Raw genomic sequence first — 12,515 nt, forward strand, 5'->3', positions numbered from 1 at the left:
TCGGTTATTCGTTGTCGGTTCCATATTGCAGAACCTGAACTTTCTCCAGCGTAATCAAACCACTTGTCATGATTGTTTCAAGAACGGGCAGGAAAGCGGCCAATTTTTCCTCGTCATCGACGATCTCGATGACGAGGGGCAGATCCTCCGATAGGCGGAGGATCTTCGTGGTGTGAAGCCGGCTGGAATGGCCGAACCCCATCGCGCCGCGCAGGACTGTCGCGCCGGCGATCTGCATTTCGCGGGTCCTCAGCACGATAACCTCATACAGCGGACGGCCATCTGCCTTGTCGTTTTCGCCGATAAATATGCGCAGCAATTGTGCCTGTGTTGGTATCTTCATTGCCTGGACCCTCTCAGCCGGTTGAGGCGAACTGCAAAGATGTGGCCGAGCCAGACGGCGGCAAGCCAGGCCACCACGGAGATCGCGATATTGAGTCCAGCCGCCAGAAACCTCCCGCCTTGCGCGAGGGTGAGCGTTTCAAGGCTGAAGGCCGAGAAGGTCGTCAGGCCGCCACAGAAGCCGGCCATGAAGAACTGGCGCTGCAGCGGACCGGCGAAGACACGACCATCCGGTCCCGTCAATGTCGTGTAGAAGCCGATGAGGAATGAGCCGACAATGTTGACGAGGAGTGTGCCGAAGGGAAATCCAGCGCCCCACAGGGCAGTGCTCGTCGATGAGGCAAGCGCCCGCAGCACACCGCCGATCATGCTGCCTGCGGCCACGGTCGCATAGAGCCGAACCGCTTCGGAGGTTCTGCGCCAACCAATGAGGCGTCCGCCATGCCCGGCCGCGGCAGTGTCCGTCCCGTTGTGGCGGAGCTTCCGCGGGCCGCTCACGGCGCCCCGCTGCCAATCAGAAGACTTCCCGCGGCAAAGCCCAGCGTCACGCCGCCGAGGCTCAGGAAAACCGAAAGCAGCACATTTCCGCCGGCGCGCAGCCATTCGCCCTCGCGCGCCAGTGCCAGCGTCTGCAGGCTGAAGGAAGAGACCGTAGTGTAGCAACCGAGGCCGCCGGTGACGGCAAAGGCCCAGATGGCGGGCATGCCGTCGCGCGTCACCGCATGCGCAACGACACCGATTGCAAACGCTCCCGAGACGTTGACCACCATCGTGCCCCAGGGAAAGGTCTCGCCAACCCGGCGGGCGACGAAGCCGGACAAGAAGAAGCGGGCCATTGCGCCGATCGCGCCACCAAGGCAGACAAGCAAAAGATGATACATCGTGCTTCCTCACGCCGGTCACACCACGGTGTCAGGCGGCTCCGGCCTTCTTCGGCTTGCTGGAGGCGATCATCTTCCAGTTCTTGTAGAACATGGCATTGATGCGCTCGACGCTGACCGAAACGATGGCCAGGAGTGTCGAGATCAGACCGGGAAACGGCGACGGGCGAATGATGTCCATGAACACACAGTAGCGGCGCCCGTCATACTGGTTGACCGAGCGATGCAGCAGTGTGTCATCGAAGATGAACAGCGGGTTCTCGTGCCAGTAGTTCTTGGCGTTGCCGCACTCGACGAACACTTCCGATTTCACCGGGATGAGGTTGTAGAGAATGCGCAGGCTGAGCCGGAGCGGGCCAAAGTGCCAGGAAGTCGATTCCCTGCCGCTGAAAACAGAAACGGCAATCGTCTTGATATATTTGAAATCCTTGTTGAATTCGGCAACGTTGTCTATTTTGTGCTTGCCATACCACTGATAGACATACATGCCGCGCCGGCCGCTGCCGAAATTGGCGTCGATATCGGCGATGATCTCGTCCTTGCGCTCCTTGAATACGTCCAGGACCTCGTTGACCTCGCGTTGATAGTCCGGAGGAAACTGGTCCAGTTTCCAGACACCCCGGTTTCTGTAGCACAGCAGATCGACCAGCAGATTGAAGGGCGAAAGCAGCCAGGTGAAGATGCCGTTGCCGAGGAAATAACCACTGAACAGGGCCCAGTTCTTGTTGTCGTTGCGCAACACGTCGATCAGACCGAGGACAATGAAAATTGTCATCAGGATGGGAATGAAATAAAAGCCGAGCGCCAGCAGCGGGATCGCTATGGCGAACTTCCGAAGGGTCTTGCGAGATTTTTTCGTCATTTTTCCACGCGCCAGGCGCGATTCCGTTCTGAATATCGTCGGTACGTTTCTGGCCTGTCCGCCGGCCGAAGGCGCATCTTGATAGGGTTTTTTGTCACGCCAGACAACGGCGATCACGCCACTGTGCGACTGGCAGCTATTTTTCCCGCTCGCTGCGCAGCTTCGCCCAATAGTCCAGCCGCTTCCTGATATCGCGCTCGAAGCCGCGCTCGGGCGGGTCGTAGAATGTCTGCCTTCCCATCTTCTCCGGAAAATAGTCCTGGCCGGAAAAAGCGTCGGGTTCGTCGTGGTCGTAGCGATAGCCGGCGCCGTAATCTTCCTGTTTCATCAGCTTGGTCGGCGCATTGAGAATGTGCTTGGGCGGCAGCAGCGAACCGAATTCCTTCGCCGCCTGTGTGGCGGCCTTGAACGCGGTATAGACTGCATTGGATTTCGGCGCGGTGGCGAGATAGACGGTCGCCTCGGCGAAGGCCAGTTCGCCCTCGGGCGAGCCCAGATAGTCGTAGGCGTCCTTGGCGGCGTTAGCGACGACGAGCGCCTGCGGGTCGGCCAGCCCGATATCCTCCATCGCCATGCGCACCAACCGGCGCCCGAGATAAAGCGGATCTTCGCCGGCGTCGAACATGCGGGCCAGATAGTAGAGTGCCGCGTCGGGGTCGGAGCCGCGCACCGATTTGTGCAACGCGGAGATCAAATTGTAATGGCCGTCCTGGCCTTTGTCGTAGATCGGCGCGCGGCGCTGGACGATGCGCTGCAGAGCTTCGGCGCCGAACACCTCCTTTGATTTCGCTGCGCGCCAGACCTCTTCGGCGAGCGTCAGCGCCGCGCGGCCGTCGCCGTCGCTCATGCGGATGAGCATCGCACGCGCGTCTTCATCGAGCGGCAGCGCCCTGCCCTCTGCCTCCTCGGCCCGCGCCAGCAACTTGGCGATGCTGTCTTCGCCGAGCGAGTGAAAGACCAGCACGCGCGCGCGCGACAAAAGCGCGGCGTTAAGCTCGAAGGACGGGTTCTCGGTGGTGGCGCCGACCAGCACGACGGTGCCGTCTTCCATCACGGGCAGAAAACTGTCCTGCTGGGCGCGGTTGAAACGGTGGATCTCGTCGACGAACAGCAGCGTCTGGCGGCCGTTCGAGCGGCGCAGCTTCGCTGCCTCGAACACTTTCTTCAGGTCGGCAACGCCGGAAAACACGGCCGAGATCTGTTCGAAGGCGAGGCTTGTCTCGCCGGCAAGCAGCCGTGCGACCGTGGTCTTGCCGGTGCCGGGCGGGCCCCAGAAGATCATCGAGCCGAGCGAGCCGGAGCCGATCAGCCGCGTCAGCGCGCCGTCGGGTCCGGTCAGATGCTCCTGGCCGACGACCTCGCCGAGGTTCTTTGGGCGCAAACGGTCGGCCAGCGGCCTGCCGGGCGGCGTCTTTTCCGGTTCATCGACACTGAACAGATCGGCCATGCAACTTCTTCTTGCCTGGAGCCCGATCATGCTGACGGTCGGGCTCAGTAACGCAACACCTGGCGCAGTATCTGCCCGCCGCGCTCGACGGTAAAGCGCCACCAGCGCGTATCCTGCTGGGCTACCTGTTCCAGGGTCGCCGCCTTGTCGATCGTCAGGCCATTGACCTCACGCACGATGTCGCCCGGCTGGAATCCAAAATCGGCAGCGGGCGAATCGCGGTTGATGTCGACCACGGTTACGCCTTTGACATCGGTGCGCAGACCGAGCCGTTGGGCAAGCCGTGGCGACAGTTCAGCAACCTTGGCGCCGGAAAAGGGGCTGCGGCCGCGCAATGTGAGTTCCGCAGCTTTGGCGCCTTCGGGCGGTCGTTCCAGAGCGATGTCCATCGTCGCTTGCTGACCCTTGCTCAGAACGCCGAAGCTGGCATTCGTACCAATCGACAGCGTCGCCATCCGGTAGTCCAGCGCCCCGACGCTCTCGACCGGCTTGCCGTTGAGCGACAGCACTACGTCGCCAGGCTTGAGCCCTGCCTTGGCCGCGGGTCCCGCCTCTTCGACCGAAGAAACCAGCGCACCGGTCGGTTTGTCCATGCCGAGCGATTCCGCAATCTGCGGCGTCACCGCCTCGAACTCGGCACCGGCATACGGCCGCTCGAAGAAGTCGAGCCCGGCCTTGGCCGCATCGGCGAAGGCGCGGACCATGTTCGAAGGGATGGCAAAGCCGATGCCGATCGAGCCGCCGCTACGGCTATAGATCGCGGTGTTGATGCCGATCAGCTGCCCTCCCATGTTGACCAGCGCGCCACCGGAATTGCCGGGGTTGATGGCGGCATCGGTCTGGATGAAGAAGCTGGAATCGGAGATGCCGATATGGCTGCGCGCCACCGCCGAAATGATGCCGCTGGTGGTGGTCTGGCCGACCCCGAACGGATTGCCGATCGCCAACACCAGGTCGCCGACCTCGAGCGCGTCGGAATCGCCGATGGCGATCACCGGGAACGGCTTGTCAGAAGAAATCTTGAGCACGGCGAGGTCGAGCGTCTCATCCTTGAGCAGCACCTTACTGTCGAATTCGCGCCCGTCGGCGGTCGCGACCTTGACCTGGTCGGCGTCCTTGACGACATGGAAATTGGTGACCACGACGCCGGTCGGATCGACCAGTACCCCCGAACCGAGCGACGACTGCGCGCGCGGCTGCGAGCGGCCGAAGAACTCCTCGAAAAACGGATCGCCGTCGAAGGGTGACGCCACCTTGGCGGTCTGCGAGGCGTAGACATTGACTACAGCCGGCGCCGTCTGCTTGACCAGCGGCGCAAAGGACAGCTGCACCTCCTCGCGGCCGAAGGGCACGCGCTTGTCGGGGCCGGAGGTGGCGTTTTCGCCTTCGACGCCATGCAACAGATCGGTCAGCACGTCGGACAGACCAGGATCTGGCTTGGTCTCCTCCGCCAGCGCGTGCCTGGCCGCAGGCACGACGGCCAACGCCATCAAGGCGCAGATCAGAACAATGGACAGCCGTTTAACGCGCATTCCGAATCCTCCAAGTCGGGCGCCATTGTCCTGACGATTGTGCAAAATGAAAGGCTAAGCCGCTGAAATCCGATTATTTTGGTAGTCGCCGCAAAAACCGGTGACAAAACCCCTGCTAGCCCTGCCCGGTACCTTCGGAAACAGAAAAAGGGGCCCGAAGGCCCCTTTTGAACTTCTCAGGAAAGCCGAGCCTTATGCGGCTGCGGCTTCCTCGTCGGTGCCTTCGGCCTCGATGCGGGCACGGTCGCCGGCGCCCTTGGCCGAGGTGTCGCGGTCGACGAACTCGATGACCGCCATTGCCGCGTTATCACCGTGGCGGAAGCCGGCCTTCATGATGCGCAGATAGCCGCCGTTGCGGGTGGCATAACGTGGCGCGATGGTATCGAACAGGCGCTTGACGACGCCTTCATTGCCGATCTGGGCAATAACCTGGCGGCGGGCGTGCAGGTCGCCGCGCTTGCCGAGCGTCACCAGCTTCTCGACGATCGGACGCAAATCCTTCGCCTTCGGCAGCGTGGTGAGGATCTGCTCGTGCTCGATAAGCGACACGGCAAGGTTGGCAAACATCGACTTGCGATGGCTTATGCTGCGGGCGAACCGGCGGCCTTTAAATCCGTGGCGCATGGCTCTTCTCCTTCATTGCGGTTTCAAGAGGCCTGAGCCCCAGTTGGTTAGCCGCATGATCTTGTCCGAAAAGTCTGCAACTTTTTGCTGCGCTGACCTTCGGTTCGGGATCATGCTTAATATTGATCTTCGTAACGCTTGGCGAGGTCTTCGATGTTTTCCGGCGGCCAGTCCGGCACTTCCATGCCGAGATGCAGGCCCATCGCCGCCAAGACCTCCTTGATCTCGTTCAGCGACTTGCGGCCGAAGTTCGGGGTGCGCAGCATCTCGGCTTCGGTCTTCTGGATCAGGTCGCCGATATAGACGATGTTGTCGTTCTTCAGGCAGTTGGCCGAACGCACCGAAAGCTCGAGCTCGTCGACCTTCTTGAGCAGCGCCGGGTTGAAGGCAAGCTCGGTAACCTGTTCGGCGGCGACTTCCTTCTGCGGCTCGTCGAAATTGACGAACAGGCCGAGCTGGTCCTGCAGGATGCGAGCGGCGAAGGCCACTGCGTCCTCGCCCGAGATCGAACCATCGGTCTCGATGGTCATGGTCAGCTTGTCATAGTCGAGAACCTGGCCCTCGCGGGTGTTCTCGACCTTGTAGGAGACCTTTTTGACCGGCGAATACAGGCTGTCGACGGGGATCAGCCCGATCGGCGCGTCCTCGGCGCGGTTGCGGTCGGCCGGCACATAGCCCTTGCCGGTGTCGACGGTGAATTCCATGCGGATTTCAGCGCCCTCGTCCAGCGTGCAGATGACGTGGTCGGGATTGAGTATCTCGACGTCGCCAACGGTCTGGATGTCGCCGGCGAGAACCGCACCCGGTCCCTGCTTGCGTACGACCATGCGCTTGGGGCCGTCGCCTTCCATACGGATGGCGATTTCCTTGATGTTCAAGACGATGTCGGTCACGTCCTCGCGCACGCCGGCGATGGACGAGAATTCATGCAGAACGCCGTCGATCTGCACGGCGGTCACAGCCGCGCCACGCAGCGAAGATAGAAGCACGCGGCGCAGCGCGTTGCCGAGGGTGAGGCCGAAGCCGCGCTCGAGCGGCTCGGCGACGAGCGTGGTCAGCGTCTTCTTCTTCGACGAGAACTCGATCTTGTTCGGCTTTATCAGTTCTTGCCAATTTTTCTGGATCATAGTGCTTTCCTTCCGTTGTCCCGCCACCATCCAATCGTGGCGGGCGACCTGGAATACCGTGGAGGAGCGCCCTTGAGGCGCTCGCGCGGCGTTCGGTAAATTCTTTAAACGCGGCGCTTCTTGCGCGGGCGGCAACCATTATGCGGGATCGGCGTCACATCACGGATCGAGGTGATGGTGAAGCCGGCGGCCTGCAGCGCGCGCAGCGCCGATTCACGACCGGAGCCGGGTCCACAGACCTCGACCTCCAGCATACGCATGCCGTGTTCCTGGGCCTTCTTGGCAACATCTTCGGCGGCCATCTGGGCAGCGAACGGGGTCGACTTGCGCGATCCCTTGAAGCCCTGGGCTCCAGCCGACGACCAGGCAATCGAGTTACCCTGCGCGTCGGTAATGGTGATCATCGTGTTGTTGAAGGTCGAATTAACGTGGGCAACGCCCGACGAGATGTTCTTGCGTTCGCGACGGCGAACACGAGTGGCTTCCTTGGCCATGATGGTCCTTTCAGTTGATCTCTACACCGCCGTAATGCCAGCGGCTCCACCAGGGAGAAGGCAGTAGGGGAATATGGCAGTAGGGCAGTATGTCTGCCGTTCCTAGTGCCTTACTGCCCTACTCCTTACTGCCCTAAATTACTTCTTCTTTCCGGCAATCGACTTGGCCGGCCCCTTGCGGGTGCGCGCATTGGTATGTGTGCGCTGACCACGAACCGGCAGCGAGCGGCGGTGACGCAGACCGCGGTAGCAGCCGAGGTCCATGAGTCGCTTGATGTTCATTGACACTTCGCGGCGCAGATCGCCCTCGACCTGATAGTCGCGGTCGATGGTCTCGCGGATCTGCAGCACTTCCGCGTCGGTCAGCTGGTTGACGCGACGCTCGGCCGGGATGCCGACCTTGTCGACGATCTCCTGGGCGAACTTCTTGCCAATGCCGTGAATGTATTGAAGCGCGATGACGACGCGCTTGTTGGTCGGAATGTTGACGCCGGCTATACGAGCCATGTTCTTCTCTTCTCCATGTAGGCCGGGCGAGCCGGCGCTTCAAGTTGCCCCGCGTCCGGTGGAGGCCGGCCCTTGCGGGAGTTTCCAGTTCAAAGCGGCCTGCCTTGCCCTTGCGGACAAGCAAGCCTCATGCCTGATAGGAAGACGGGCCGCCATACCCCAGCGGGCCGCTCCAGTCAAGCGCAATCGTTCGATTCTCTAGCCGGCCGCTCGGCCAACCTGCCGGGTCGTCGCCCTGAGCACCGCCTCGATCTGCTGCGTCACCGCATCGATGTCGGCCATGCCATCGACGCCCTTGAGTTTGCCCTTGGCATAGTAGTAGCCGATCAGCGGCGAGGTTTTCTTGTAATATTCCCTCAAGCGTTCTTCGAACACCGCTGGACTGTCGTCCTTGCGCACCGGCAGGCCTGCGGCCTTGGCTTCTTCGGCGCGCTTGACGATTCGGCCAACCAGCGCCTTGTCGTCGACGACAAATTCGATGACCGCGTCTAGCTCCAGTCCGCGATCCGACAGCATTTCCTCAACGGCGTCCGCTTGCACCAGAGTTCGGGGATACCCGTCAAGGATGAAACCGTTTGCGCAATCAGCTTGATCGATGCGCTCGGCCACGATGGCATTGACGATAGCGTCGGACACCAGTTCGCCAGCGTCCATCACCGCCTTGGCGCGCTTGCCGACTTCGGTGCCGGCCTGAACAGCAGCACGCAGCATGTCCCCCGTGGAAAGCTGTGGGATGCCGTGTCGTTCTACCAGTCTCAGTGCTTGTGTCCCCTTGCCCGCCCCCGGCGGTCCAAGCAATATCAACCTCATCTGGCCTTTTTCCCCCCGCGCAACTTCGACTTCTTGATCAGGCCCTCATACTGGTGCGCGATCAGGTGACCCTGAATCTGCGCCACCGTATCGAGCGTTACACTGACCACGATCAGGAGCGAAGTGCCACCAAGGTAGAACGGTACGCCAGTCGCTGAAATCAGGAACTCGGGCAACAGACACACCAGCACCAGATAAATGGCGCCGACGACGGTGATGCGGGTGAGCACATAGTCGATATAGTCCGCAGTGCGCTCGCCCGGACGATAGCCCGGGATGAAGCCCGAATGCTTCTTGAGCTGGTCGGCGGTGTCCTTCGGATTGAAGACGATCGCCGTATAGAAGAAGGCGAAGAACACGATCATCGCCGCGTAGAAGGCCATATAGAGCGGTTGGCCGTGGCCGAGCGCCGCCAGGATGGTGCTAGCCCATGCAGGCATATTGGTGGTCTGCGAGAAGCCGGCGACGGTCGCAGGCAGTAGCAGCAGCGACGAGGCGAAGATCGGCGGAATGACGCCGGACGTGTTGAGCTTCAGCGGCAGATGCGAGGTATCGCCCTGGAACATGCGATTGCCAACCTGGCGCTTGGGATACTGGATCAGCAGGCGGCGCTGGGCGCGCTCGAAGAAGACGATCAGCGCGATGACGATGATGGCGAGCACGATGATCGCCAGGATCAGGCCGGTCGACAAGGCGCCGGTGCGGCCAAGCTCCAGCGTGCCGGAGATGGCGCGCGGCAGGCCGGCGACGATGCCGGAGAAGATGATCAGCGAAATGCCGTTGCCGATGCCGCGGGCGGTGATCTGCTCGCCAAGCCACATCAGGAACATGGTGCCGCCGACCAGCGTGACGACGGTAGAGATGCGGAAGAACATGCCGGGATCGTTGACGATGCCGTTGCCGCCCTCAAGCCCGACCGAAATCCCGTACGCCTGGACAAGCGCCAGAAGCACTGTGCCGTAGCGCGTGTACTGGTTGATGATCTTGCGGCCCTGCTCGCCTTCCTTCTTCAGCGCTTCCAGCGATGGAATGACCGAGGTCATCAGCTGCATAATGATGGAAGCGGAGATATAGGGCATAATGCCAAGGGCAAAGATCGCCATGCGCTGCACGGCGCCGCCGGCGAACATGTTGAACATGCCGAGCACGCCCTTGCTCTGCGACGAGAAGGCCTGGGCGAAAGCGTCGGGATTGATGCCGGGCAGCGGGATGTAGGTGCCAAGACGGTAGACGAGCAGCGCGCCGATGGTGAACCAGATGCGCTTCTTCAAATCCTCGGCTTTGGCGAAGGCCGAAAAATTCAGATTCGAGGCTAGTTGTTCAGCAGCCGAAGCCATGCCTGATTCTCCGCTTGGTCACGCTCGATGCCCGCAGCTCAGGCGGCGCGTGTCACCGAAGCTCACGAGATAAGCTCCGGACTGCAAACATGCAAGCGGCCGCGTTGATGCGGCCGCCACATCTGTCGGATCAAAGCACGACCGCAGGCAAAACCGAATTCCGCCTTTGCCGAACGTGCTTCAAATTGCCGTTACTCGGCGGCTGCCTGCTCAGGCAGTTTCACCGAGCCGCCGGCCTTTTCGATCTTCTCGATCGCGGCCTTGGAGGCTCCGGCCACGTCGAAGGCAAGCTTGGCCTTGATGTCGCCGTCCGAAAGGATGCGCACGCCGTCCTTGACGCGACGGATGACGCCGGCCGCAACCAGCGCCTCGGCCGTCACAACTGTCTTAGCGTCAAGCTTCTTGGCATCGAGCGCCGCCTGGATGCGGGCCAGCGACACGACAGTGAAGCTCTTGGCGAAGATATTGTTGAAGCCGCGCTTCGGCAGACGCCGGTAGAGCGGCATCTGGCCACCCTCGAAGCCGTTGACGGCGACACCGGAGCGCGCCTTCTGGCCCTTAACGCCGCGACCGGCGGTCTTGCCCGAACCGGAACCGATGCCACGGCCGAGACGCTTCTTGGAGTGCGTCGCGCCGTCCTTGTCACGCAGATCATTGAGTTTCATCTGGATTCTCCTGCGCTCTGGCTCAGCCCTCGTCCACGACGCGGACGAGATGCTGGACGGCAGCGATCATGCCGCGCACCGAGGGCGTATCCTCCAGCGTGCGCTGCTTGTGCATCTTGTTGAGGCCGAGGCCGACCAGCGTTGCGCGCTGCTCCTTCGGCCGGCGGATCGGCGAACCGATCTGCTCGACGGTGATGGTCTTGGTTGCTTTCTTGGCCATGGTCAGATCCCTGGTCAGCGTCGACTATTCTTCAGCCGCAACGGCGGTGCCGCGGCGGGCCTGAAGGGTCGAATACTTGATGCCGCGCGCGGCAGCCACATCCTTCGGATGCATCTGGCTCTTCAGCGCGTCGAAAGTGGCGCGAACCATGTTGTAGGGGTTGGAAGAACCCATCGACTTGGCGACCACGTCATGCATGCCGAGCGTCTCGAATACGGCGCGCATCGGGCCGCCGGCGATGATGCCGGTACCTTGCTTGGCGGCGCGCAGCAGGACCCGTCCCGCGCCCCAGCGTCCCTCGACGTCATGGTGCAGCGTGCGGCCCGAGCGCAACGGCACGAAGATCATGTCGCGCTTGGCCGATTCGGTCGCCTTGCGGATCGCCTCCGGCACTTCGCGCGCCTTGCCGTGGCCGAAGCCGACGCGGCCCTTCTGGTCGCCGACGACAACGAGTGCTGCAAAGCCGAAGCGCCGGCCGCCCTTGACGACCTTGGCGACACGGTTGATGTGGACGAGCTTGTCGACCATGCCGTCGTCGCGCTCTTCGCGATCACGGCCACGGCCGCCATCCCTACGTTCCTGTGCCATATCCTGTTCCTTGTTTTTTTCCGGAAGCACGGTTGATGATGATATCCGGCGGCCTCTGTGGGTCGCCGGGGCGAATTTCGTTTTTAGAAGCTCAGACCACCTTCACGTGCAGCCTCGGCAAGCGCCTTGACGCGGCCGTGGTAGATGTAGGCGCCGCGGTCGAAGACGACTTCCTTGACGCCGGCCTTCGAGGCACGCTCGGCGATCAGCTTGCCGATGGCAGCTGCGGCCGCGGTGTCGGCGCCGGTCTTGAGCGAGCCCTTGAGCTCCTTCTCAAGCGTCGAAGCAGCCGCGATGGTGTGGCCCTTGGCGTCGTCGATCACCTGGACATAGATGTTCTTCGACGTGCGATGGACCGACAAACGCGGACGATCGCCGGCAACCTTTTTGATCTGGCGGCGGACGCGCTGAGCGCGGCGTTGGGTGGATTCTTTCGAGCCCATGATATCAGTTCCTTGCCTTCAAAAAACGGGGGCAACCATATGCGGTAGGACGAGCCTCCCGCGACCGCTCCCCGCGGCGTTAAAATTACTTCTTCTTGCCTTCCTTGCGGACGATCTTCTCGCCAGCATAGCGAACGCCCTTGCCCTTGTAGGGCTCGGGGCTGCGGTACTCGCGGATCTCGGCGGCAACCTGGCCGACCTGCTGCTTGTCGATGCCGGTCACGGTGATTTCCGTCGGCTTCGGCACCGAAATCGTCACGCCCTGCGGCGTCTCGTAGACAACGTCGTGGCTGAAGCCGAGCGCCAGCTGCAGGTTCTTGCCTTGCATCGCGGCGCGATAGCCGACGCCGGTGATCTCGAGCTTCTTTTCGAAGCCGTCCTTGACGCCCTGCAGGATGTTGACGATCTGCGTGCGCGACATGCCCCATTTGGAACGGGCGGTCTTGGTCTGGTCGCGCGGCTGGACAGCGATCTCGCTGCCTTCCATCTTGACCAGCACTTCGTCGTTCACCACGAACTTCAGCTCGCCCTTCGGACCCTTCGCCGTCACGGTCTGGCCGTTGACGGTCGCGGTCACGCCCTGCGGCAGCGAAACGGGTTTCTTTCCAATACGAGACATTCTGTTGTCCTCGTCAC

Annotated in this window: 17 protein-coding genes; all 17 read right to left on the reverse strand. The window is 61.9% G+C overall.

Features of this window, described 5'->3' with window-relative positions; all coding sequences use genetic code 11:
* Positions 1-4: 4 nt before the first annotated feature.
* Positions 5-343 (reverse strand): DUF190 domain-containing protein, encoded by a 339-nt coding sequence (locus NKJ12_RS16995; RefSeq protein WP_352704046.1) that lies wholly within the window; start codon positions 341-343, stop codon positions 5-7.
* Positions 340-726 carry a fluoride efflux transporter CrcB gene (gene crcB / locus NKJ12_RS17000; protein WP_502896091.1) on the reverse strand — a complete coding sequence of 129 codons (387 nt, stop codon included), beginning with the start codon at positions 724-726 and terminating at the stop codon, positions 340-342. The genes NKJ12_RS16995 and crcB (NKJ12_RS17000) overlap by 4 nt, the downstream gene beginning before the upstream one ends.
* A gap of 110 nt (positions 727-836) precedes the next feature.
* Positions 837-1,223 carry a fluoride efflux transporter CrcB gene (gene crcB, locus NKJ12_RS17005; protein ID WP_352507447.1) on the reverse strand — a complete coding sequence of 129 codons (387 nt, stop codon included), beginning with the start codon at positions 1,221-1,223 and terminating at the stop codon, positions 837-839.
* A gap of 31 nt (positions 1,224-1,254) precedes the next feature.
* Positions 1,255-2,085 (reverse strand): aspartyl/asparaginyl beta-hydroxylase domain-containing protein, encoded by an 831-nt coding sequence (locus NKJ12_RS17010; RefSeq protein WP_352507448.1) that lies wholly within the window; start codon positions 2,083-2,085, stop codon positions 1,255-1,257.
* 136 nt (positions 2,086-2,221) lie between these two features.
* On the reverse strand, positions 2,222-3,532 hold the full coding sequence (locus tag NKJ12_RS17015) for a replication-associated recombination protein A (protein WP_023675125.1): 1,311 nt from the start codon (positions 3,530-3,532) through the stop codon (positions 2,222-2,224).
* Positions 3,533-3,576: 44 nt separating this feature from the next.
* On the reverse strand, positions 3,577-5,064 hold the full coding sequence (locus NKJ12_RS17020) for a DegQ family serine endoprotease (RefSeq protein ID WP_352507449.1): 1,488 nt from the start codon (positions 5,062-5,064) through the stop codon (positions 3,577-3,579).
* A 192-nt stretch (positions 5,065-5,256) separates the two neighbouring features.
* Entirely contained in the window at positions 5,257-5,688 is a 432-nt protein-coding gene (gene rplQ, locus NKJ12_RS17025) for a 50S ribosomal protein L17 (RefSeq protein ID WP_023799277.1), read from the reverse strand.
* Between the two features lie 116 nt (positions 5,689-5,804).
* A complete protein-coding gene (locus NKJ12_RS17030) occupies positions 5,805-6,815 on the reverse strand; it encodes a DNA-directed RNA polymerase subunit alpha (RefSeq protein WP_023675128.1) in 1,011 nt (336 codons plus the stop codon).
* Positions 6,816-6,919: 104 nt separating this feature from the next.
* Positions 6,920-7,309: a 30S ribosomal protein S11 gene (gene rpsK, locus NKJ12_RS17035; protein ID WP_023799279.1), complete on the reverse strand. Its 390-nt coding sequence runs from the start codon at positions 7,307-7,309 to the stop codon at positions 6,920-6,922.
* Positions 7,310-7,447: 138 nt separating this feature from the next.
* Positions 7,448-7,816, reverse strand: coding sequence for a 30S ribosomal protein S13 (gene rpsM / locus NKJ12_RS17040; RefSeq protein WP_006205445.1), 369 nt, complete (start codon positions 7,814-7,816; stop codon positions 7,448-7,450).
* Between the two features lie 198 nt (positions 7,817-8,014).
* On the reverse strand, positions 8,015-8,626 hold the full coding sequence (locus NKJ12_RS17045; protein ID WP_352507450.1) for an adenylate kinase: 612 nt from the start codon (positions 8,624-8,626) through the stop codon (positions 8,015-8,017).
* The gene (gene secY / locus NKJ12_RS17050) at positions 8,623-9,963 is read right to left on the reverse strand and encodes a preprotein translocase subunit SecY (protein ID WP_023675130.1); all 1,341 of its coding nucleotides are present in this window, start codon (positions 9,961-9,963) and stop codon (positions 8,623-8,625) included. Before secY ends, NKJ12_RS17045 begins: the two co-directional genes overlap by 4 nt.
* A 191-nt stretch (positions 9,964-10,154) precedes the next feature.
* Complete coding sequence (gene rplO, locus NKJ12_RS17055) at positions 10,155-10,628, reverse strand: 50S ribosomal protein L15 (RefSeq protein WP_023675131.1); 474 nt, start codon at positions 10,626-10,628, stop codon at positions 10,155-10,157.
* A 22-nt stretch (positions 10,629-10,650) separates the two neighbouring features.
* The gene (gene rpmD, locus NKJ12_RS17060) at positions 10,651-10,848 is read right to left on the reverse strand and encodes a 50S ribosomal protein L30 (RefSeq protein ID WP_006205449.1); all 198 of its coding nucleotides are present in this window, start codon (positions 10,846-10,848) and stop codon (positions 10,651-10,653) included.
* 24 nt (positions 10,849-10,872) lie between these two features.
* Complete coding sequence (gene rpsE, locus NKJ12_RS17065) at positions 10,873-11,436, reverse strand: 30S ribosomal protein S5 (protein ID WP_006333394.1); 564 nt, start codon at positions 11,434-11,436, stop codon at positions 10,873-10,875.
* Between the two features lie 83 nt (positions 11,437-11,519).
* Positions 11,520-11,879: a 50S ribosomal protein L18 gene (rplR, locus tag NKJ12_RS17070; RefSeq protein WP_023675132.1), complete on the reverse strand. Its 360-nt coding sequence runs from the start codon at positions 11,877-11,879 to the stop codon at positions 11,520-11,522.
* A gap of 85 nt (positions 11,880-11,964) precedes the next feature.
* Positions 11,965-12,498: a 50S ribosomal protein L6 gene (gene rplF / locus NKJ12_RS17075; protein WP_023675133.1), complete on the reverse strand. Its 534-nt coding sequence runs from the start codon at positions 12,496-12,498 to the stop codon at positions 11,965-11,967.
* Positions 12,499-12,515: the final 17 nt, after the last annotated feature.

This window comes from Mesorhizobium sp. M0195, assembly GCF_040322115.1.
GTDB lineage: Bacteria > Pseudomonadota > Alphaproteobacteria > Rhizobiales > Rhizobiaceae > Mesorhizobium.